The 21,072-nt window shown below is 71.1% G+C and carries 19 protein-coding genes, 2 pseudogenes and 1 riboswitch; of the genes and pseudogenes, 7 read left to right on the forward strand and 14 right to left on the reverse strand.

Annotated elements, in window-relative coordinates:
• Positions 1-118 precede the first annotated feature (118 nt).
• Positions 119-838 (reverse strand): GntR family transcriptional regulator, encoded by a 720-nt coding sequence (locus tag Asi03nite_RS33375; protein WP_203684503.1) that lies wholly within the window; start codon positions 836-838, stop codon positions 119-121.
• Between the two features lie 69 nt (positions 839-907).
• Here Asi03nite_RS33375 and deoC point away from each other — a divergent pair, with 69 nt between their 5' ends.
• The 3 genes from deoC to Asi03nite_RS33390 are packed head-to-tail and all read left to right on the forward strand — an operon-like array spanning position 908 to position 3,758.
• The gene (deoC, locus tag Asi03nite_RS33380) at positions 908-1,603 is read left to right on the forward strand and encodes a deoxyribose-phosphate aldolase (protein WP_203684504.1); all 696 of its coding nucleotides are present in this window, start codon (positions 908-910) and stop codon (positions 1,601-1,603) included.
• Between the two features lie 56 nt (positions 1,604-1,659).
• Positions 1,660-2,958, forward strand: a complete 1,299-nt coding sequence (locus Asi03nite_RS33385) for a VWA domain-containing protein (RefSeq protein ID WP_373872201.1) — start codon at positions 1,660-1,662, stop codon at positions 2,956-2,958.
• 5 nt (positions 2,959-2,963) lie between these two features.
• Entirely contained in the window at positions 2,964-3,758 is a 795-nt protein-coding gene (locus tag Asi03nite_RS33390; protein ID WP_373872202.1) for a peptidase, read from the forward strand.
• A gap of 212 nt (positions 3,759-3,970) precedes the next feature.
• On the opposite strand, the gene Asi03nite_RS33395 is transcribed toward Asi03nite_RS33390, so the two are convergent.
• The 5 genes from Asi03nite_RS33395 to Asi03nite_RS33415 form a co-directional block, all read right to left on the reverse strand.
• Positions 3,971-4,966 carry a ribonucleotide-diphosphate reductase subunit beta gene (locus Asi03nite_RS33395; protein WP_203684521.1) on the reverse strand — a complete coding sequence of 332 codons (996 nt, stop codon included), beginning with the start codon at positions 4,964-4,966 and terminating at the stop codon, positions 3,971-3,973.
• Entirely contained in the window at positions 4,966-7,344 is a 2,379-nt protein-coding gene (locus Asi03nite_RS33400) for a ribonucleoside-diphosphate reductase subunit alpha (RefSeq protein ID WP_203684507.1), read from the reverse strand. The genes Asi03nite_RS33395 and Asi03nite_RS33400 overlap by 1 nt, the downstream gene beginning before the upstream one ends.
• Before the next feature lie 136 nt (positions 7,345-7,480).
• Positions 7,481-7,691, reverse strand: a riboswitch (cobalamin riboswitch).
• Positions 7,692-7,742: 51 nt separating this feature from the next.
• Entirely contained in the window at positions 7,743-8,189 is a 447-nt protein-coding gene (locus tag Asi03nite_RS33405; RefSeq protein WP_203684508.1) for a hypothetical protein, read from the reverse strand.
• Between the two features lie 73 nt (positions 8,190-8,262).
• Positions 8,263-9,423, reverse strand: coding sequence for a glycoside hydrolase family 16 protein (locus Asi03nite_RS33410; protein WP_239103103.1), 1,161 nt, complete (start codon positions 9,421-9,423; stop codon positions 8,263-8,265).
• A gap of 114 nt (positions 9,424-9,537) precedes the next feature.
• On the reverse strand, positions 9,538-10,290 hold the full coding sequence (locus Asi03nite_RS33415; protein WP_203684510.1) for a sugar isomerase domain-containing protein: 753 nt from the start codon (positions 10,288-10,290) through the stop codon (positions 9,538-9,540).
• Positions 10,291-10,482: 192 nt separating this feature from the next.
• Between Asi03nite_RS33415 and Asi03nite_RS33420 the strand changes: the two genes are divergently transcribed.
• The 3 genes from Asi03nite_RS33420 (at position 10,483) to Asi03nite_RS33430 (ending at position 13,928) form a co-directional block, all read left to right on the forward strand.
• Positions 10,483-11,268, forward strand: coding sequence for a S1 family peptidase (locus tag Asi03nite_RS33420; protein ID WP_203684511.1), 786 nt, complete (start codon positions 10,483-10,485; stop codon positions 11,266-11,268).
• 524 nt (positions 11,269-11,792) lie between these two features.
• On the forward strand, positions 11,793-12,446 hold the full coding sequence (locus Asi03nite_RS33425) for a biliverdin-producing heme oxygenase (protein ID WP_203684512.1): 654 nt from the start codon (positions 11,793-11,795) through the stop codon (positions 12,444-12,446).
• Between the two features lie 141 nt (positions 12,447-12,587).
• A complete protein-coding gene (locus Asi03nite_RS33430) occupies positions 12,588-13,928 on the forward strand; it encodes a serine/threonine-protein kinase (protein WP_203684513.1) in 1,341 nt (446 codons plus the stop codon).
• Between the two features lie 12 nt (positions 13,929-13,940).
• Here Asi03nite_RS33430 and Asi03nite_RS33435 read toward each other — a convergent pair whose 3' ends face one another.
• The 5 genes from Asi03nite_RS33435 to Asi03nite_RS33455 all read right to left on the reverse strand — a co-directional run bounded on the left by Asi03nite_RS33435 (position 13,941) and on the right by Asi03nite_RS33455 (position 18,650).
• Complete coding sequence (locus Asi03nite_RS33435; RefSeq protein WP_203684514.1) at positions 13,941-14,981, reverse strand: ABC transporter ATP-binding protein; 1,041 nt, start codon at positions 14,979-14,981, stop codon at positions 13,941-13,943.
• Positions 14,978-15,766 (reverse strand): ABC transporter permease, encoded by a 789-nt coding sequence (locus tag Asi03nite_RS33440; RefSeq protein WP_203684515.1) that lies wholly within the window; start codon positions 15,764-15,766, stop codon positions 14,978-14,980. Before Asi03nite_RS33440 ends, Asi03nite_RS33435 begins: the two co-directional genes overlap by 4 nt.
• Positions 15,763-16,548: a molybdate ABC transporter substrate-binding protein gene (gene modA / locus Asi03nite_RS33445; RefSeq protein WP_203684516.1), complete on the reverse strand. Its 786-nt coding sequence runs from the start codon at positions 16,546-16,548 to the stop codon at positions 15,763-15,765. Before modA ends, Asi03nite_RS33440 begins: the two co-directional genes overlap by 4 nt.
• On the reverse strand, positions 16,545-16,952 hold the full coding sequence (locus tag Asi03nite_RS33450; protein WP_203684517.1) for a TOBE domain-containing protein: 408 nt from the start codon (positions 16,950-16,952) through the stop codon (positions 16,545-16,547). Before Asi03nite_RS33450 ends, modA begins: the two co-directional genes overlap by 4 nt.
• Before the next feature lie 258 nt (positions 16,953-17,210).
• Positions 17,211-18,650, reverse strand: coding sequence for an MFS transporter (locus tag Asi03nite_RS33455; protein WP_239103104.1), 1,440 nt, complete (start codon positions 18,648-18,650; stop codon positions 17,211-17,213).
• Positions 18,651-19,155: 505 nt separating this feature from the next.
• Between Asi03nite_RS33455 and Asi03nite_RS38665 the strand changes: the two genes are divergently transcribed.
• Positions 19,156-19,281, forward strand: a complete 126-nt coding sequence (locus tag Asi03nite_RS38665; RefSeq protein ID WP_275409513.1) for a hypothetical protein — start codon at positions 19,156-19,158, stop codon at positions 19,279-19,281.
• A 60-nt stretch (positions 19,282-19,341) separates the two neighbouring features.
• On the opposite strand, the gene Asi03nite_RS33460 is transcribed toward Asi03nite_RS38665, so the two are convergent.
• The 3 genes and pseudogenes from Asi03nite_RS33460 to Asi03nite_RS33470 all read right to left on the reverse strand — a co-directional run.
• Positions 19,342-20,229, reverse strand: a complete 888-nt coding sequence (locus Asi03nite_RS33460) for an NAD-dependent epimerase/dehydratase family protein (RefSeq protein ID WP_203684519.1) — start codon at positions 20,227-20,229, stop codon at positions 19,342-19,344.
• Positions 20,230-20,349: 120 nt separating this feature from the next.
• A pseudogene (locus tag Asi03nite_RS33465) lies at positions 20,350-20,670 on the reverse strand (glycosyl hydrolase family 28-related protein); the annotation flags it as partial.
• A gap of 80 nt (positions 20,671-20,750) precedes the next feature.
• Positions 20,751-21,072, reverse strand: a pseudogene (locus Asi03nite_RS33470) (methyl-accepting chemotaxis protein); the annotation flags it as partial.

The following is a 21,072-nucleotide window of genomic DNA, read 5'->3' on the forward strand; positions in this document are numbered from 1 at the left end:
TTCTGGATACCACCGAACCTAGGCGCTCCCGGCCGACCTGTGCTCCCGGATTCGTGCCCGCGCCACGCGAGACGGGACTCCGGCCGCCGCCCCACGGCACGAACCGCGTTCTCCGGCGCTAATGGTGCGGTTCCACTCCGAAAGCGACGTCCAGCCGGTATTTCGTGCCGGTGTAGCGGGACTCGCTCAGCTCCAGCGGCCGACCCTCCTGGTCCAGGATCAGCCGCTCCTCGACCAGCAGCGCGGTCCCCACCTCGACGCCCAGCTCCCGGGCGTCCTCCTCGTTCGCCGGCTGGGCGGTGATCGTCGAGGTGCCGCGGGTCGGGACGCGGCCGAGCGCGACCAGGGCCTCGTGCACCGAGCCGGAGAGGTCGAAGTCGAGCAGCGCGTTCAGCACGCCCGGGTAGCAGGCGTGCTCGAAGGCGAACGGGTCGCCGTCGGCCTGCCGGACCCGGTAGATCGCGACCACGTCGCCGGCCCGCTGCCGCAGCCGGGTCGCCTCGATCACGGTGGCCGGCCGCAGATCGGCGCTGACCACCCGGGACGTCGGGACCTTGCCCCGCTTGCGGATCTCCTCGCTGAGCCGGATCAGGTTGTCGGCGCGGCGCGGGCCGGTGGGCACCGCGACGAACGTGCCGCGGCCGGGCGCGCGGTACGCCAGGCCGTCGTTGACCAACTGGGTGACAGCGGCGCGGGCGGTCATCCGGCTGACCCGGAACTCCCGCGCCAGCTCCGGCTCGGAGGGCAGCGGATCGTGCGGCCGGGCCTGCGCGATCCGCGCCCGGAGCGCCTGCTCGATGCGGAAATAGCGCGGCGCGAAGTCTGGTCCGGCGGACATGAGGACACCCTACCGAGCGGGGCAACCTGTCTAGACAGGCGGTTGTCTAGACAGGTACGGTTCGTTCCCATGGATTTCACGGTGCCGCAGATCGCTCGCATGATCGACCACTCCATCCTCCAGCCTCACTTCACCCTCGAGGACGTCCGTCAGGGCTGCGCCGTCGCCGCCAGGTACCAGGTCGCCTCCGTCTGTGTCCGGCCGTCCGACGTGCCGCTCGCGGTGGAGCTGCTGGGCGACACCGACGTGCGGGTGGGCACGGTCATCGGCTTCCCGCACGGGGACACCAGCACCGAGGTGAAGGTGGCCGAGACCGAGCAGGCGGTGTCCCGCGGCGCCACCGAGATCGACATGGTGATCAACATCGGTTGGCTGCGGTCGGGGGACGTCGCGGCGGTGGAGACCGAGATCAAGGAGATCGTGCGCGCGGCCGGCGAGGCGCACGTCAAGGTGATCCTGGAGACGGCGTACCTCACCGACGAGGAGAAGCTCGCGGCGTGCCGGGCGGCCGAGCGGGCCGGCGCGGCGTTCGTGAAGACCTCCACCGGCTTCGCCCCGACCGGCGCGACGATCGACGACCTGGCCCTGATGCGGTCCGCCGTGTCGGCGAAGGTGCAGGTCAAGGCGTCCGGTGGGATCCGCAGCCTGGACACCCTGCTGGCGATGACAGCGGTCGGCGTGACCCGCTTCGGCACCTCGGCCACCGCGGAGATCCTGGATGACCTGGCCCGGCGCCAGGCGGCCAGCTACGCGCGCCGCGGCTGAGGCGAGGCCCCGCCAACGATCACGAATGCGACAAGCCCTTATGATCTTGGCGTGTGATCCACAAAAGTCTGTCCATAGTGGTGGCGACTGGATTGATCGGCGCCGCCACCCTGCTCGGCGCCGCCCCGGCGCTCGCCGACGAGACCGAGAACTCCGAACCACCGAACGTTGAGCTGGTCCTCGACGTCAGCGGCTCGATGAAGGCCGCCGACATCGACGGCGAGACGCGGATCGCGGTGGCCAAGCGCGCCTTCGGCAAGGTCGTCGACGCGCTGCCGGAGAACACGCAGCTCGGCATCCGGGTGCTCGGCGCCACCTATCCCGGCAAGAACAAGAAGGTGGCCTGCCAGGACACCCAGCAGATCGTCCCGGTCGGGCCGGTCAACGCGGTCCAGGCCAAGAACGCCATCGCCACGCTGAAACCGACCGGTTACACGCCGATCGGGCTGGCGCTGAAGAAGGCGGCCGAGGACCTCGGCGACACCGGCTCCATCCGGCGGATCGTGCTGATCACCGACGGTGAGGACACCTGCACCCCACCGGACCCGTGCGAGGTCGCCCGGGAACTGGCCGCGCAGGGCACCCACCTGGTGGTCGACACGCTCGGCCTGACCCCCGACGAGAAGACCCGCAAACAGCTGGTCTGCATCTCCACCGCGACCGGCGGCACGTACGCCGCCGCGAAGAGCGAGGAGGAGCTGACCGACCGGGTCCAGCAGCTGGTCGACCGGGCCGCGACGCCGCCCCCGGTCCAGCCGGCCACCGTCACCGGCACCGCGGACTGCGCCAACGCGCCGCTGCTCGCCCCGGGCGTCTACACCGACCGGGAGAAGATCAGCGAGCACCGGTACTACCGCGTCGCCGTCCCGTCCGACCAGGAGCTGCGGGCCTCGGTGAGCATCGCGCTCGACCGGCCGGTCAATCCGGACTACGGCGTACTGCTGAAGGCCTCCACCACCGGCGGCCGGGAGCTGGTCCGCGGGGTCGACGCCGGCAGCGGGCGGGCCGACGTCCTGTCGGCGGGCCTGCGCTGGTCGGCCGACGAGCAGAAGGCGGACGCGAAGGCGTCGGCCGAGGCGGCCGACGACGACGAGGCGGCCGAGAAGGCCGAGGACGCGTCGACAGAGGTCTGTCTGATCGTCAGCAACTCGTTCGCGGCCACGACCGCGGCGACCGCCCCCGGCATGCCTGTCGAGCTGAGCATCGACCTGGTCGACGCCTCGCACACCCCCGATGCCCCGGGCCTCGGCCGCGGCTTCCTGTTCCTGCTGGTCGTGGCGGTCGCCGGGCTGATCGCCGGCATCCTGGCCGGCTGGATCACCCGGTACTGGGTGGCCACCTGGAGGGAGAACTGATGCGGATCAAGCACCTCGCCGTCGCCGGCGCCGTCGCCGTCGCCGTCGCCGGCGCCGCGATCGTCGGCATCGCCGCCGTCCCGGCTCCGGCGCTCGCCGACGACCCGTCCCCGGCGCCCGCGGTGAACACCGCCGGCACGTCGTTCCTCACCGCGGTGCCGATCACCGCGAACCAGCCGGTCCAGGTCGGCGCGGTCACCGGCGACTACCTGTACTGGCAGTTCAGCGCGGAGGCCGGCCAGCGCCCGGACATCACCACCAAGGTCACCCTGCCCGCCGACGGCCGTACCGGCGCCGAGTCGTGGATCATCGAGGTCTTCGACGGGCTCCGCCGCCGGCAGGCCTGCGTGGCCGGCGAGCAGAGCCCGATCGCGGCCAAGGACGCCGCTGACGTCACGCTCGGCTGCCGGATCCGCCAGGTCCGCTCGTGGGCCGAGCCGCAGGACGGCGACCCGCTGCCGGGCACCTACTACGTCCGGTTGTCCAGCACGAAGCTGCCGGAGAAGGACCTCGGCCTGCCGCTCAAGGTCAGCCTGACCCTGACCACCCCGGACGGCGACCTCGACGCCGACCAGGGCGAGCTGGCCAAGCCGCTGGTCCCGAACAACCAGCCCGGCACGGTGCTCACCACACCCGCGCCCTCGGCGTCCGCGGATCCGGACAGCGAGGAGAGCGGCTTCAGCCTGGACTGGCTTCCGGACTTCTCCGGCCGCTGGTTCTGGACCGCCGGCGGCGGCATCCTGGCCGCTCTGACCGGCCTGTTCGGCTTCTCGCTCACCCGCCGGCGCCGCCGGACCTGACCCCCACCCACCGAGGCCACCGGACCGGCCCACCACGACGCCACCGGACCGGACCGGCCGATTACCGACGCCGCCGGACTGAAACGGCCACTCACCGCCCGCGGGCTCAGCATGCTCGCGGGCGGTGAGGCTCCGGCCCACTCCAGCCGGCGGCGCGGCTCAAGGTTCCGGCGCCGGGCGGGCCGCTCGCCGCGGCCCGGGAACGCGGGTGGTCAGAAGTCGTCGTCGAAGGTGACCGAGCCGGTGACGCCGACCTGGTAGGCGGAGACCCGGCGCTCGAAGAAGTTCGAGAGCTCCTGCACGTCCTGCAGCTCCATGAAGGCGAACGGGTTCCGGCTGCCGTACATCGGCTCGATCCCCAGCACCTGCAACCGCCGGTCGGCCACGTGCTGCAGGTACTCCCGCATGTCACCCGGCGACAACCCGCTGACCCCCTGCTCCAGCAGATCCTCGGCGAACTGGACCTCACACTCGACGGCCTCGGCCAGCATGTCGCGGACCTGCCGTTCCATCTCCGCGTCGAACAGGTCGGGCTCCTCCGCGCGTACCTGGTCGACCACGTCGAAGGCGAACGCCATGTGCATCGACTCGTCGCGGAACACCCAGTTGGTGCCCGACGCCAGGCCCTGCAGGACGCCGCGGGAGCGCAGGAAGTACACGTACGCGAAGGCGCCGTAGAAGAACAATCCCTCGATGCACGCCGCGAAGCAGATCACGTTGAGCAGGAACGCCCGCCGGTCCGCCTTCGTCTCCAGCCTGCGCAGATCGAAGACCGAGTCGATCCAGGTGAAACAGAACTCGGCCTTGCGCGCGATCGACGGGATGTTGTCCACGGCCGCGAAGGCCGCCGCGCGCTCGTCGGAGTCCGGGACGTAGGTGTCAAGCAGGTTCAGATAGAACTGGACGTGCACGGCCTCCTCGAACAGCTGCCGGGACAGGTACAGCCGGCCCTCCGGCGAGTTGACGTGCTGGTACAGGTTGAGCACCAGGTTGTTCGCCACGATGGTGTCGCCGGTGGCGAAGAACGCCACCAGCCGGGAGACCAGGTGCTGCTCGGCCGGCGTCAGGCGGGCCAGGTCGGCGAGGTCGGCGTGCAGGTCGACCTCGTCGACCGTCCAGGTGTTCTTGATGGCGTCCTTGAAGCGGTCGAAGAAGTGCGGGTACTTCATCGGCCGCAGGGTCAGGTCCATTCCGGGGTCGAGCAGCATTACTGGCACGCCTCACACGATTCGGGGTTCTCCAGGGAGCAGGCTTCCGCGGCGGTCAGCGCCGGGATCGGCGCGACGGCCGGGGCGACCGCCACGGTGGCCTGCTGGATCCGCGTCGCGGGCCGCGAACGCAGGTAGTACGACGTCTTCAGCCCGGACTTCCAGGCGTGGAGGTACATCGACGAGAGTTTGCCGATGGTCGGCGCGGCCAGGAACAGGTTCAGCGACTGGGACTGGTCGATGAACGGCGCCCGGGCCGCGGCCAGGTCGATCAGCGCGCGCTGGGGCAGCTCCCACGCGGTCCGGAAGAGCTCCTTGAGGTCGGCGGGAAGCTCGGCGATGCCCTGCACCGAGCCCTCGGCCCGCCGGATCGCCTCCCGGATCCGCGCCGTCCACAGCCCGCGCGCCTTCAGCTCCCGTACCAGATAGGTGTTGATCTGCAGGAACTCGCCGGACATCGTCTCGCGCTTGAACAGGTTGGAGACCTGCGGCTCGATGCACTCGTAGCAACCGGCGATCGACGCGATGGTCGCCGTCGGCGCGATCGCCACCAGCAGCGAGTTCCGCAGCCCGTGCGCCGCGATCCGGGCTTTCACCCCGGCCCAGCGGGCGGTCTGGGTGACCTGGGCGCCCCACAGGTCCGGGTGCAGGTCACCGTGCGCGGCCCGGGTCTCGGGGAAGGCCGGGTGCGGGCCGAACCGCTCGGCGAGACCGGCCGAGGTCTCCAGCGCGGTCAGCAGGATCTCCTCCTGCACGCGGGTGGACAGCTCCCTGGCCCGCGGGGAGTCGAACGGCAGCCGGAGCGTGAAGAACGCGTCCTGCAGGCCCATCAGCCCGAGCCCGACCGGCCGCCACCGCGGGTTCGACGTCGCCGCCTGGGCGGACGGGTAGTAGTTGAGGTCGATGACCCGGTCCAGGAAGACCACCGCGGTACGTACCGTGGCCCGCAGCTTCTCCCAGTCCACCCCGCCGGCCGTGGTGTGGGCGCCCAGGTTGATCGAGCCGAGGTTGCACACCGCCGTCTCGTCGTCGCTGTTCACCTCGAGGATCTCGGTGCACAGGTTCGACAGGTGGATCGTGTTGCCCGGCGCGCCGGTCTGGTTGGAGAGCGCGTTCGACCGGTCCTTGAACGTCATCCAGCCGTTGCCGGTCTGCGCCAGGGTGCGCATCATCCGCCCGTACAGGTCACGGGCTTTGACGGTTTTGACTGCTTTCTTCTCGGCGGCCCGGTAAGCCTCGTCGAACGCCGGCCCGAAGAGGTCCGGCAGTTCGGGAGCGTCGGACGGGTCGATCAGGGACCAGTCGGCGTCGGCCTCGACGCGGCGCATGAACTCGTCCGGGATCCAGTTGGCCAGATTCAGATTGTGGGTACGCCGGGATTCCTCACCGGTGTTGTCCCGCAGCTCCAGGAACTCCTCGATGTCCGGGTGCCACGGCTCCAGGTAGACGCAGGCCGCGCCCTTGCGACGGCCGCCCTGATTGACCGCTGCCACGCCGGCGTCCAGCGTCTTGAGGAACGGGACGATGCCGTTGGACTTGCCGTTCGTGCCCCGGATCAGCGCGCCCCGGCCGCGCACCCGGGACCAGGCGATGCCGATGCCGCCGGAGAACTTCGACAGCTTGGCGACCTGGTGGTACCGCTCGTAGATGGAGTCCAGCTCGTCCTTCGGCGAGTCCACCAGGAAGCACGAGGACATCTGGGTGTGCCGGGTGCCGGAGTTGAACAGGGTCGGTGAGCTGGGCAGATAGGCCAGGCTGGCGATCAGGCGGTAGAACGCGACCGCTTCGGCCGGGTTGCCGGAGAGCCCGCACGCCACCCGGAGCAGCCAGTACTGCGGGGTCTCGATCGGCGTCCGGTTCACCGGGTGCTTCAACAGGTAGCGGTCGGCGACCGTACGGACCCCGAAGTACTCGAACCGGAGGTCGTTGGTGACGTCCACCGCGGCGTCCAGCTCGGACCGGTGCCGCAGGACGAAGGCCAGGGTGTCGTCGCCGATCAGGCCCTGCTCGTGCCCGAGCGCGACGGACTCGCTGAACGTGGTCGCGCCCTGCTCGCGGACCTGCCGCCCGACCAGGTCGATCAGCAGGCGGGCGGCCAGCTTGGAGTACTGCGGCTCCTCGCCGATCAGCTCGGCGGCGGTCTGGACGGCGAGCCGGTCCAGCTCGTCGCTCGTGGCGCCGTCGTACAGGCCGCTGACCGTTCTGGTCGCCACGCGCAGCGGGTCGACCTCGTCGAGACCGGTCACCCAGCGCTCGACCGCGGCGAGGACCCGGTGCACGTCGACGGGCGTCAGCTCGCCGTCGCGTTCGCGCACCCGCATGCCGTGCCGGCGTTGTGCCGGCACGCTCTCCGAACTCTTCTCCGGTGTCAGCGTCATGGCCTTCTTCCCTGGCGAGTCGACACGGCCGCCGATCGCGCAGGGGGACACCACGCTGACTCCGGGCGCGCGCGGGCGCACCCCTCGATCAACCTCGGCGTCGGCCGTCCCGCGCGGCCTTCGACCGCCGCACACGGATGCGTGCGGCGCGCTGGCAGGTCTTCGGACTCGCGGGCGGACTACTCGTTCCTACTGGCCGTCGCTTCCCGGGCCGCAAGGCCCAGTGCCGTGTGACGGCGGTCGTTCCCACTCACCGCTGCGGGGCAGTTCCGGTCTCGCACCGGATTCCCTCTTGCCTCGGCACGCCCGGAAGGGCGCGCCGAACCAGCTGCGATCGACACTATATATGGGTACGACTTGCGCCACGCAACGCCACATGGTGTGTCGCGAGGGGATCCTCAATCCCCGGAGGCGCCCCAGAAGTAGATCTCCGACGGCGCCCCGGTCTCGTCGTGCAGCACCGCGCACCGCCCGAACCACCGCTCGTCGGCGAGGTCGTCGATCGCATCGACGTGTGCCCGGGTCAGCCTGGTCACCCCGGCGCGATCCCACGCCTCCTGCTCGCTGACCGGCTCGACGGTGCCGAACGCCGGTTTCTCGCCGGGCTGGACCACCGAGAACATGTCGAGGATCGAATGGGTCCCGCTCTCCTGGACCGACTCGGACGCCCACAGCTCGTCCTCGGTGCGCGGACGATCAGGGAAAGCGGAGGCGGGCTTGCCGAGCTCCGCGGCATCGGCCCACCAGTAGTCACCCTCGTCGAAGACGCGCGTGCGCAGTTCGGCGAGGGCCCGGCCCAGATCGGGCTGGTAAGCGACGTAGTAATTCCAACCGGAAGCACCCATGGGCGTATCGAAGCACCCGGGTACGACACAACCGTGGCGGGGCGCCCGCACGCACCGGCGCCCCGCCGGCGGATCAGCAGGGACCGAGGTCCTGCCACTGCTCGGTCCAGCCGGGCTCGGAGCCCTGCGTCCAGTAGCGCGCCCTCCACAGGTGCCTGCCCTGCCCCGAGGCCGGGCCGTTCGGGTCGCCGTACCTGCTCTTCTCGTGCTTGACCAGCGCCCCGCCCAGGTAGACGGCGCCGAACGCCCACTCCGGCGCGTCCGAGCAGCCGGTGGCCGGCGGCTGCGAGGTGGGCGGCGACGACGGCGGGCCGGAGGTGGGGCCGGTCGGTGGCTGCGAGGCCGGCGGGTTGGAGCAGGTGCCGCTGGAGGCGACGGTGTCCAGGAACGCCGTGCCACCGGACCGGTAGCCGGCCGCCCGCGAGGCCGCCTGCGCCGGCGCCAGCACCTGGTTCTTGGCGAACAGCACCCAGTCCACCTGCTGGACGTAGGTGCTCTTCCCGCCGGTGTGCGCGGCCAGGTCGATGAACCACAGGTTCCAGTTGATCGTCATGGTCTGGCGCGGGAAGTACTTCCCGCCGTGGTCGCCGACCTGCACGCCGTCGATGTAGTAGACGACGTGGCCGTTCGCGACCTGGGCGACCAGGTCGTGCCAGCCGTCCAGGCCGGACCGCTGCGAGGAGTGCAGGTTGTCCGCGTACCAGGGCTCGTTGCGGTACGTGTACCAGGTGGTCTGGTAGTTGATCGGTCCGGTCTCGCCCCAGCCGCCGTTCGGCAGGTACTCGGAGATGTCCAGCTCGCTGTAGGTCGGGTCCAGGTCCCCGTTGAGCGGGCTGATCGTGAAGAACGTCTCGTTGATGTGGTCGCCGTCCGGGCCGCTCGCCGGCGCGTCGGCGAACCGGATCCGGCTGGCGTAGGTGCCCTCCAGGTACCGCTTCTGGGTGGAGTACAGCTCGGCGTGCCCGGTGCCGGCCGCTGTGCCGTCGGTGTACGCGGTGAGCTGGGCGACCTTGTCCCCGTTCGAGGACGGGAAGGTGATGTTGGCGGGTGACCAGGTGGCGCCGGCCACCCCGGGGCCGCCGCTGTAGCCGCGCGGGGTCCAGCCGTTCGCGGTCAGCGCCGCGTCCGCCGAGCTGTTGTAGTGAAAGTCGTCGAACAGGTAGCCGCAGTCGGCCGCGGAGGCCGGGGCCCCGGAGCCCACCGCGACGGCGCCGGACGCGACCAGCACTGCCACGACCACACCCATTGATTTGCCTTTATTGATAAGCATGGGCGGATTCTCCCTAGGGGGATTCGGGATGATGGGGTACGTTCTGAGAGGGTTGACGAGTTCGTCTGGGCTGTCTTCCTATGCGGTACGCCGGATGCGCCCGGCGTACCGCGCCTCCAGTTCCGCGTTGTGCTCCTTTCCGCCGGGCACGTTGTCCGACAGGTAGACGGGCGGGGCGATCCCCGCCGCGAGCAGGATGGCGACCACCTCGGTGACGATCTGCTGGGCCAGCAGCGCCGCGGTGATCGAGGAGACCGCGCCGACCGCGCCGCCACCCGGGAGCGGCAGCGCCGCGTCGCCGTAGGGCGCGCCGTTGTCCAGCACCACGTCCGCGATGTCGCCGAGCTTGCGGCCGCTCGGGTGCCGGGACACGACGCCGGCCGAGTGCCGCTCCGACGTGATCGCGATCAGGGCATGCCCGCGCTCCTTGACCAGCAGCGCCATCTCGACGACCGCGCCGTTGATCCCGGAGTTGGAGGCGATCACGAACGCGTCGTCCGGCTTGACCGGCGCGAGTTCGTACAGCCGGTGGGCGATCGCCGGGTCACGCTCGACCATCGGATCGGCCAGCACCTGGAGCGGGTCGCCGCCGTAGAGGACGACGTCACGCAACGCGATCCGGTTCGTCGGGACCAGGCCGCCGGCCCGGCCGGCGATCTCCATGGCCAGCGCCTCGGAGTGGCCGCAGCCGAACGCCTGGATCACGCCCCCGTTACGCACGCTCGTGGCCAGCAGTTCCGCGGCGCGGCGCTTGTCGCCGGCCTGACCGGCGCCGACCCGGTCGATGACGGCCCGGACCTGCCGCAGGTACTCCTCGCTCGTGACACGCACCCGGTCATCCTTTTCATCGACTGTTGTTATTGATGAAAATTACGACCGTCAACACCTGCCGTCAACAAGAATCTCCATGCCTCGATCACCGCCACGGTATGAGCCGTTTGGGATATCCAGGAATATGGATGCAGCTGGCACGCTCTCCTCACGCCCCACCGGGCGTACCCCCCGGGACGAGGAGAACCGAAGATGCGCAGATGGCGAATCCTTCTGGCGACCCTGGCAGCAGCGGTCACCGCGGCTACCATGGGCGCGCTGGCCGCACCGGGCGCGGCGCAGGCCGACGCGAACGTGGTCGGCGGCACCCGGGCCGCGCAGGGCGAGTTCCCGTTCATGGTGCGGCTGTCGATGGGGTGCGGCGGCGCGCTCTACAGCCCGAACCTGGTGCTCACCGCCGCGCACTGTGTCAGCGGGACCGGCACGAACACCTCGATCACCGCCACCCTGGGCGTGGTCGACCTCAACTCGACCAGCAAGATCACCCGGAAGTCGAACTACGTCTACCGGGCCCCGGGCTACAACGGCAACGGCAAGGACTGGGCGCTGATCCGCCTGTCCAGCCCGGTGACGACGCTGGCCACGCTGCCGATCGCGACCACCACGGCGTACGACTCCGGGACGTTCACCATCGCCGGCTGGGGCGCCGCGACCGAAGGCGGCGGGCAGCAGCGCTACCTGCTCAAGGCCACCGTCCCGTTCGTCAGTGACGCCACCTGCAACTCCAGCTCGATGTACAACGGCGAGATCATCGCCAGCAACGAGATCTGCGCCGGTTACGCCTCCGGCGGCACGGACACCTGCCAGGGCGACTCCGGCGGCCCGATGTTCCGCCGCGACGCCTCCAACGCCTGGGTCCAGGTCGGCATCGTGAGCTGGGGCGACGGTTGCGCCCGCCCGAACAGGCCGGGCGTCTACACCCAGGTCAGCTACTTCGCCTCGGCCATCGCCTCGGCTGCCGCCTCCCTCGGCGGCTGACCCGCGACCTCGTCCAGCGGCCGGCCGCCTCCCCCCAGCGGCCGGCCGCCGCTTCCCCCTCGGCCAACCCGCCCACGCCGGCGTTCATCGTCGTCGAAACGGGGGCGATGACCACGATGAGCACCAGCCGGACCCGCCGGCTGGTGCTCATCGTGGTTGAACGGGCCGATGACCACCCTGTAGGGCCAGCCGCACCCGCGGCGCTCGGGCGGGGGAACCGGCCGGGAATTCCGCAACGATTCCCGGCCGGTCCGCACCCATCGTAGGGAGCACCATGTCCGTCGGTGCAGCGCTGGTCGCCGCACCCGCGCGCCGGCCCACCGACCTGGGCGTCCAGTCCACGCCCGGCGCCGCGAGCCGCACCGCGCCGGCGAGCACCCGGCCGGACATCCCGTACCCGATCTCGGCGCCGGTGCCGGCCGATGCCACGGCATTGGACACCGCCCCGCCCCCGCAGCATGATCGAGTACGACGCCCGCGGTCGTGCGTCCTCCCCACCGCCGCCAGGAAGGACGAGCCGACAGATGACCGGATTCGCCGCACGCCTCCGCCAAGCCACCATGTCCGAGCACCGCGACGCCGAGACCCGCGGCTTCATCGCCCGGCTGATCGGCGGCACCGTCCCGCCGGCCGGCTTCGCCGCGCTCACCGCGCAGTACCTGATCGTCTACCGGGAGCTGGAGGCGGCGGCGGTGACCATGCGCGGCAACCCGGTGGCAGGCGATTTCGCCGACCCGGCCCTGTCCCGGGTCGCCGCCCTGGAGTCGGATCTGGCCCACCTGTACGGCCCGGACTGGGAGGCGCACGTCGAGCCGGTCGCGGCGACCCGGCGGTACGCGGAACGGCTGCGCGAGCACTGCCACACCTCGCCGGCGCACTTCGTGGCCCATCACTACGTGCGCTATCTGGGCGATCTCTCCGGCGGGCAGCTGGTGGGGCGCGAGGTGGCCGCGACGTACGGGCTGGACCGGCGCGGCACGGCGTTCTACCGGTTCGATCGCATCGCCGATCCGAAGGCGTACAAGGCGGTCTACCGGGCCCGGCTGGACGCGCTCGAACTCTCGCCGGGGGAGCTGGACGTCCTGGTGAACGAGTCGCGGTTGGCGTTCACCCTGAACGCGGCGGTCTTCCAGGAGCTCGGTACGACGTACCCCGGGAATCTGGTCCCGGCGGCCTGACGAGCCGGCGGCCGGAAGCGGCCTGGTCCACCTGAACAAAAAGGACGTTCGGGAAATCGTCCCGGATCCAGGCGGTTTTGAAGCATCTGCGACCATGTGCGGGTCTCTTGCTGATCTACGGCCGAAGGGGATTGCGGATCGATGCGGCCACTTCTGCCCGGTGAACCGCTGCGGGTCGGCAGATACGAGATCGAGGGGTCGCTCGGCAGCGGCGGGATGGGCACTGTCTATCTGGGACGGTCGCCGGGCGGCCGGCCGGCCGCGATCAAGGTGATCAGCCCGGATTACCTGGGTCATCCGGAGGCGGTGGCCCGGTTCCGGCGCGAGGCCGAGATGCTCGGGGCGGTCCGCAGCGCGTACACGGCCGGGCTGATCGACTGCGAGCTGGACACGCCGCCGTACTGGATGGCCACCGAGTACATTCCCGGGCCGACGCTGTCCGCGGCGGTCGAGGCGGACGGCGCGATGGCGCCCGGCGCCTGCGCCGAGGTGATGGCGGCGCTGGCCGAGGGGCTGGCCGACATCCACCGGCACGGCATCTGTCACCGGGACCTCAAGCCACAGAACGTGATCCTGTCGGCAACCGGGCCGCAGCTGATCGATTTCGGCCTGGCCCGCGGGACCGGGGCCAGCGGTCTGACGCTCACCGGGATCGCGATGGGCACACCCGGGTACATCGCGCCGGAGATGGTGGAGAGCGACCGGCTCACGCCGGCCGCTGACGTGTTCGCGCTGGGCGCGACGATGGCCTGGGCGGCGACCGGGCGGCGGCCGTACGGCCATGGCTCGTTCCAGGCGATCTACCTGCGCCTGATGCGCGAGCAGATCGACCTGGAAGGCGTCGACCCGCGGCTCGCCGCGGTGATCCGGTCCTGCGTCGCCCGCGATCCGGCCGCGCGGCCCTCACCCGACGAGATCATCACGCAGTGCCGCCACCTGCGCAGCATCGACGGCATCACGCCGACCCGGCTGCTCAGCCACCTGGCCGGGGCGCGGCCGCCACAGCCCGGCGCCGGCCCCCATCCGCCGGAGGCGGCCGCTCCCGTCCCGGCGCGCGCGGCCGACGCGGCCCGGGGCAGCGTCGCGGCCGCCGCGACGCGGGCCGGTGCTGTCGCGGACCGGTCCACCCGGATGGCTGGCACCGTGGCCGGGCGGGCGCGGTTCGCCGGCGCGGCGAGGCCCGCGCCGGACCGGCACGGCCCGGCCTCCGGCGACTCGGCCTCCCCCGCCTCGGGCGGCCACGACCAGCGGCGGGTTCGGACCCGCCGCCTGCTGACCGTCACGGGAGTCGTGGTCGCCGCCGTCCTGATCTTCACCGGAGGCGCCTTCGCCGCCATCAGCCTGCTGCCGGCGACCGAGCCCACCCCACCGGCATCCGGCACCGTCATGGATCCGCCGAGCTCCGGCGACCTGTGGCCGGACGATGCCGGCGAGCCGTTGCCGGACGAGACCGACTCCGCGCCGCGCCGAGCGGGCCGCTGATCACCTCCGGACTCAGGAAGCCGGATACGCCCGGGTCTCGCTGGCCTTGACGGCCGCCCACAACGCGCGCCCGGGAGCCAGGTCCAGCTGCGCCGCGGCGGCCGGCGTGATGTCGGCCGCCACCACGATCGGCCCGTCCAGGCGGACCCGCAGGTTGTCCCCGTGCCGCTGGATGTCGGTGAGCACCGCCGGCCAGGTGTTCCGCGGGCTGCCGTCCGGCTGCGCCGGATGCAACGCGACAGCCGCCGGGGGAAAGGCCACGAACGCGTCCCCGTGCACGACGTCTGTCGCGGTCAGGACGAAATCCCCGGCCAGCCGTACGGCGTGGCCCTCGCCCCGGCCACGAAAGAGGTTGAGCCCGACCAGCTGGGCGACGTAGTCGGTACGCGGCCGGGCCGTGATCGTCGCCGCGTCGCCCTCCTGCACCACCCGCCCGTCCTCGACGATCACCAACCGGTCGGCGAGCACCAGGGCGTCCAGCGGATCGTGGGTGACCAGCAGCGTCGCTCCCGGGTGCGCGCTGAGATGCCGGTGCAGCTCGGCCCGCGTCTCCAGCCGGCTCCGCGCGTCCAGCGCCGCGAGCGGCTCGTCCAGCAGCAACAGCACCGGTTCCACGGCGAGCGCCCGGGCCAGCGCGACCCGCTGCGCCTGCCCACCCGAGAGGCTCCGCGGCTTGCGGCGGGCCAGATCGGTCAGCCCGACACGCTCCAGCCAGCGCTCCGCGGTCGCGTGCGCGGCTCGCCGGCCGGCGCCCTGCCGACGCGGTCCGAACGCCACGTTGTCCCGGGCGTTGAGGTGCGGAAACAACAGATAGTCCTGGAAGACCACGCCGACCCGGCGGTGCTCCGGCGGGGTGGTCGAGAGATCACGCCCGGCCAGCGTCAGGTGCCCGCCGGAGAGCGGGGTGAGCCCGGCCAGCGCCCGCAGTGCGGTGGTCTTGCCGGCCCCGTTCGGTCCGAGCAGCGCCACCGTCTCGCCCCGTCCGACGGTGAGCGCGACGTCCAGCCGGAAGTCGCCGCGGCGTACCACCAGGCGCGCGTCCAGCAGGCTCACGGCGCCGCCAGCCAGCGGTCGCGGAGCGCGGCGAGGATCGTCACCGAGACGGCCAGCAGGATCAGGCTCAGCACCACCGCGCCGTCCAGGTCGCCGCTCTCCATCGTCTGGTAGACCGCGAGCGGCATGGTCTGCGTGATCCCCGGATAGTTGCCGGCGAAGGTGATCGTCGCCCCGAACTCGCCCAGCGCCCGCGCCCAGCACAGCACCCCACCGGCCGCGATCCCCGGTGCCACCAGCGGCAACGTCACATGGGTGAAGGTGGTCCACCGGCTCGCCCCGAGGGTGGCGGCGGCCTCCTCGTAACGGGTGTCGGCGCCCCGGAGCGCCCCCTCCACGGAGATCACCAGGAACGGCAGCGCCACGAACGCCTCCGCGACCACCACCCCGGCCGTGGTGAACGGCAGGCTCACCCCGAACGTCGAGTCGAGCCAGCCGCCGAGCAGCCCGCGCCGGCCCAGCGCGAGCAGCAGCGCGATGCCGCCGACCACCGGTGGCAGCACCAGCGGCACGGTGATCAGCGCCCGGGCCACGCGCCGGCCCGGGAACGCGACGCGGGCCAGCATCCAGGCCAGCGGAACGCCGAGCACCAGGCAGAGCAGGGTGGCCAGGCTCGCGGTGAGCAGCGACAACTTGAGCGCCTCGACCACCTCCGGCTCGGTGAGGCGTTGCGGCAGGGTGGCCCAGGGGGTACGCCACAGCAGCCCGGCCAGCGGCAGGACCAGGAAGATCAGCCCGCCGATCGCGGGCACGAGCAGCGCACCCGGGACCCGTCCCCTCGTCACGGCGCCTGGAACCCCGCTCCGGTCAGCACGCTCCGGCCGTCGGCGGAGAGCACGTAGTCGACGAACGCCCGCGCGCCGGCCGCGTTGGCGGCCTTCCTCAACACCACTATCGGGTACTCGTTGACGGCTTTGGCCGACTCCGGGAACTCGATGGCGTCCACGTCGCCCGAGGACGCCTTTGCGTCGGTGCGGTAGACCAGCGCCGCGTCCACCTCGCCCAGCTTGACCTTGGCGAGCGCCGCCCTCACGTCCTGCTCCAGGGTGACCGGGGTGAGCGCGGCCCCGGAGGCGTCCAGCGCGGTCCTCGCGGCCGCGCCGCAGGGCACCGCCTCGGCGCAGAGCGCCACCTTGATGCCGGGGCCGGTCAGGCCGGACAGCCCGGCGATCTTCTTCGGATTGCCCTTGGCCACCGCGATGACCAGCTGGTTCCTGACGAACGTGGTAGGCGTGCCGGCGGCGTTGCCGGCGGCGGTGACGGTGCTCATGTTCGCCGGCGCGGCGGAGGCGAACACGTCGGCCGGCGCGCCCTGGTTGATCTGGGTGGCCAGCGCCGAGCTGCCGGCGAAGTTGAACGTCACCGTGGCGCCCCGGTGCGCCGCCTCGAACCGCTTGCCGAGCGTGGTGAACGACTCGGTCAGCGACGCCGCGGCGAAGACGTTCACCGTCCCGCTGACGCCGCCCTCGCCGGCCCGCGCCGTCGGCGTCCCGGCCGGGTCGCCGCAACCGGCCGGGCCGAGGGTGAGCACGGCCGCCAGCCCCGCGACCGCGAACGTGAGCCTCAACTGGTCCTCCCCGATGCGGATCGCTCCACCACGACCGTGGTCGACTTGATGACGGCCACCGCCACCGAGCCGACCCGCAGGTCCAGCTCGTCGACGGCCTCCCGGCTCATCAGCGACACCACCCGGAACGGACCGGCCTGGATGTCGACCTGAGCCATGACGGTGTCCTTGACCACGGCGGTCACGATCCCGCGCAGCCGGTTGCGGGCCGACGAGGAGTCCGAGCGCTCGTCCGGCTCGCCGGCCTGGGCCCGCGCGAAACCGGCCAGGTCCACCCCGTCGATCAGCCGGTGCCCGTGCTCGTCGCGGGAGGCGGTGAGCCGCCCGGCATCGACCCAGCGGCGCACCGTGTCCGGGCTGACCCCGAGCAACTCGGCCGCCTCGCCGATCTGGAACACCGTCACGGCACTCACCCTAGCGATTCGCACCTGCAAGCCGAAATCGCAATTCTGACGCGCATCCTCGGACGGTGGAGCCTTCCAGCGCTCGTATCTGCGACGACCGCGGTTCGAACCGCCCGAGGCGCCGCGCCCGCCCCGAGGCACCCCGGAAGCCCAGCCGGATCAGCTCCGGCTGGGTGCCAGGGGTGCCCAGCGGGGTCGAGGCGCCCTCGGAGTCCGGCTGGGTGGGACCGGACACCAAGGTTCACGTGGGTGTCGGGGTCAGCCGGTGGCCCGGGGTCGGGTGGCGACCGCGGACAGCGGCGTCGCCACGTCCTCCAGCGACTTGCCCTCGGCGTCCACCCCCAGGAAGATCTCCACCACCCCGCCGATCGCCATCACCACGGCGCCGATCAGGTAGCCGATGAAGAGCTTGCCCGGATCCTCCCCCTCACCGATCAGCCAGCCGTAGAAGATCGGGCCGATCGCCCCGAAGCACTGCGCGATCGCGAAGAACACCGCGATGGCCTGTGCCCGGATCTCCAGCGGGAAGATCTCGCTCACCGTCAGGTAGGCCGAGCTGGCCCCCGCCGACGCGAAGAAGAAGATCACGCACCAGGCGACGGTCTGGGTGATCGCGTTCAGCGCGCCCGCGTCGAACAGCACCGCGGTGATCGCCAGCAGCACCCCGGAGAGCAGGTACGTCCCGGCGATCATCTTGCGCCGCCCGATCACGTCGAAGAGGTGGCCGATGGTGAGTGGCCCGATCAGGTTGCCCGCCGCGAACGCGATCAGATAGATCGGCGCGTTCTTCTCGTCGACGCCGTAGAACTTCGTCAGCACCAGCGTGTAGGTGAAGAAGATGGCGTTGTAGAGGAAGGACTGCGTGATCATCAGGGTCGCGCCGAGGATCGACCGCTGTGGCAGCTCCCGGAAGAGCACCCGGATCAGGGACAGGTAGCCGTGCGACTCGGTCGGCCGGATGTCTATCGCCTTCGCGTCGTCGACCGGGGCGAGCGTCTGCCCGGAGGACTCCACCGCCCGCTCGATCTGCTGGATGTTCTCCTCCGCCTCGGCCTCGCGCCCGTGCATGATCAGCCAGCGCGGGCTCTCCGGCAGGTGCTTGCGCAGCGACCAGATGCAGGCGCCGATGACCGGGCCGATCAGGAAGCCGAGCCGCCAGCCCAGGCTCAGGTCCATGTGGTTGAGCAGTACGAAGGTGCCCAGTGTGCCCAGGATCGCGCCACCCCAGTAGGTGCCGTTCACCCCGATGTCCACCCGGCCGCGGTACTTCGCCGGCATCATCTCGTCGATCGCGGAGTTGATCGCTGCGTACTCGCCGCCGATACCGGCTCCGGCGACGAATCTGGTCAGATACAGGAAGATGATCGCCGCGATGTCGTTGCCCCACGTCAACGCGGTCAGCGCGTTGCCGGCGAGGTAGACGCCGAGGGTCACGACGAACAGGTTCTTGCGGCCCAGCTTGTCGGAGAGCCGGCCGAAGAACAGCGCGCCGAACACCTCACCGATCAGGTAGACCGTGGCGATCGCGCCGACCTCGGCCGAGCTCATCGACAGCGTTTCCTTCTCGGTGAGCACCGGTCCGATCGCGCTGGCGATGGTTATCTCCAGGCCGTCGAGCACCCACGCGGTGCCCAGCGCCAGGATCATGCGGGTGTGGAACGGCGACCAGCTGAGCCGGTCGATGCGTGCGGGGATCAAGCTCCGGATCGTCCCCGAATCGGGAGCCGGGGCAGGAGATCCCAGGCTTTGCGCCATAGGATGCACCTCCATTGTTCCATGATGTAGCTCACCGCTTACCCGCGACGCCGATTACCATGCACGGTGATGGATGCGACAGGTGTCGCCGTGGTCAAGTTCGGCTGGGCTTCGCCTCCTGGGCCACCGACTGGCGCGAGTTGCTCGGCGACCCGCGGATCGGCGCGGCGCCGGGCCGCTGCGCCCGGTGGAGAACGACGACTGGTTCGCGCCGCTGCTGCGGGCCGGCGGGGCCGGGTGGTCGTCGAGGCCAGCCGCGTCGCGAGTGGAGAGCAGAACCGCTACGGCTTCGCCATGCACGGTACGACCGGCGCCCTGATCTGGGATTTTCGCCGCATGAGCGAGCTGGTCGTGGACGGCCGGACGGTCTTCGCCGGGCCGGGCGACGGCGAGTACTCCGCGTTCCGGCCCGGCCCCGGCATCGCGATGAGCTTACGACGACCTCAAGGTGATCGAGGCGGCGCTGTTCGTCCGCTCGATCGCCGAGGGCGTGCCGCACGGCGCCACCCTCGGCGACGCGATCCGCGCCGCCGAGATCCTCGAAGCCATCGCGGCGAAAGCCGCCAATCCGTGAAGGACCCGGTGCTTCGGGGATGCCGGCGGGAACGGGCGACGCCCCTGAGGCCGCTGGCGCTCAGCGGGGGTTGGCGGCGACGAACTCGGCGATGTATTCGTTGAGCTGCTTCTGCGGCTGCCAGCCGAGCCCGGCCGCCTTGGTCAGGTCGGCCTTTCCGCGGACCCGCTCGCCGGGCAGCGCCGGGATCAGCTTGAACTCGACGCCGAACATCGCGGCCACCTCGGCCAGCGGCCACTCCCGGCCGGTGCCGAGCAGGTAACCGTCGCCGTCACCGCCGCGGGCGACCAGGATCAGGCCGCGGACGATGTCCTCGATGTGCGTGAAGTCGCGGGTCTGCGTGCCCGGGGAGACCACGGTCAGCGGCTCGCCGGCCAGGTACTGCCGCTCGAAGATGCCGATCACGGTGGCGTACTTGCCGTTGCCGATCTGGCCGGGCCCGTAGACGTTGTAGAAGTACGCGATCGCGTAGTTCAGGCCGAACCAGTTCGAGTAGTTCTTGATGTACTCGATGTTCTTGGCCTTGGTCCAGGCGTACGGGCTGAGGTTCTCGTCGTCGCCGTCGTTGCCGAACTTCGAACTGGAGCCGGCGTAGATCAGCTTGGCGCCCGCGGCGGCGGTGAACTTCACCACCTCCTTGGTCCCCAGCAGGTTGTAGTCCCAGGTCAGGTCGTGGTCCTCGAAGGACTGCACGATCCGCGAGTACTCACCGAGGTGGAAGACCAGCGCCGGGGCAGGCAGGCCGCGACCGGCCCAGATCTTGGCGATCTCGGTGGTCGACCCCTCCAGGTACGTCACCCGGGGGTCGTTGATGTGGTTCTCCGGCGTGCCGGTGAAGTAGTTGTCCAATGAGACGACGGCGGCGTCGGGGAACTCGGTCAGCAGGGACTTGATCAGGGCGGTGCCGACGAATCCGGCGCCGCCGGTGACCAGCAGGGTTTGACTCAACGTAGTTCCCAACCTCTTCCGCCGCGGCAAATGCGCGGACAAGGCTATCAAGAGCGACGGCCGCGCCCGAACAGGTCGGGCGCGGCCGCGGCTCGCCGGATCAAACTTCGACAATATCGGTCACCAGGAAGAAGGCGCCGGAGGCGGGACGACGGCCGGGCGGTCGGCGCAGCTGATCACGTTCGGCGGGTACGGTCCGAGCCAGCCCCCGTCATTGCCATCGAGGTCACCGAGAGTGAACTCGGAGCCGCTGGGTGTGAGGTTGAACGAGCCGCAGTTGTTCACCCCGGCCGCGCCGACGTTGCGGGCGTCGACGTTCTCGGACGTGGCGTCGCCGGCCGACCGGGCGCTGACCACGCTGGTGCCGGCGCCGTCCACCCGGATGTCCGCGTCGATGCTGGAGTCCGGAGCGAGCAACCGGATCGCCCCGAGCCCGATGTTTCGACGGTGGTGGTCACCCGCCGGGCGGTGAGCCGCACCTTTGCTTGGTTCTTGCCGGACCGCGCTGGTCATTCGCGGCGCTACAGCTTGAATCGCTCCACGATCCGGCGCAGGTCTCCGGACATCCCGGCGAGCTGCGCGGCGGCCCGGTTCGCCTCGGCCACCCCGGCGGTGGTCTGCCGCACCGACTCGGCCACCCCGGTGATCGTCCCGGCGACCCGGGCGCCGGCCTCGGCGGCCTCGCCCACGTTGCGGCTCATCTCGTTGGTCGTCACGGTCTGCTCCTCGACCGCCGAGGCGATGGTGGTCTGGAACTCGTTGATCCGGCTGATGATCTCGGAGATCTCGGAGATCGCGGTGACCGCGCCGGCGGTGTCCGCCTGGATCGCGGCGACCCGCCGG

Origin of the sequence: Actinoplanes siamensis, from assembly GCF_016862395.1 — a bacterium.
Taxonomy (GTDB): Bacteria; Actinomycetota; Actinomycetes; order Mycobacteriales; family Micromonosporaceae; genus Actinoplanes; species Actinoplanes siamensis.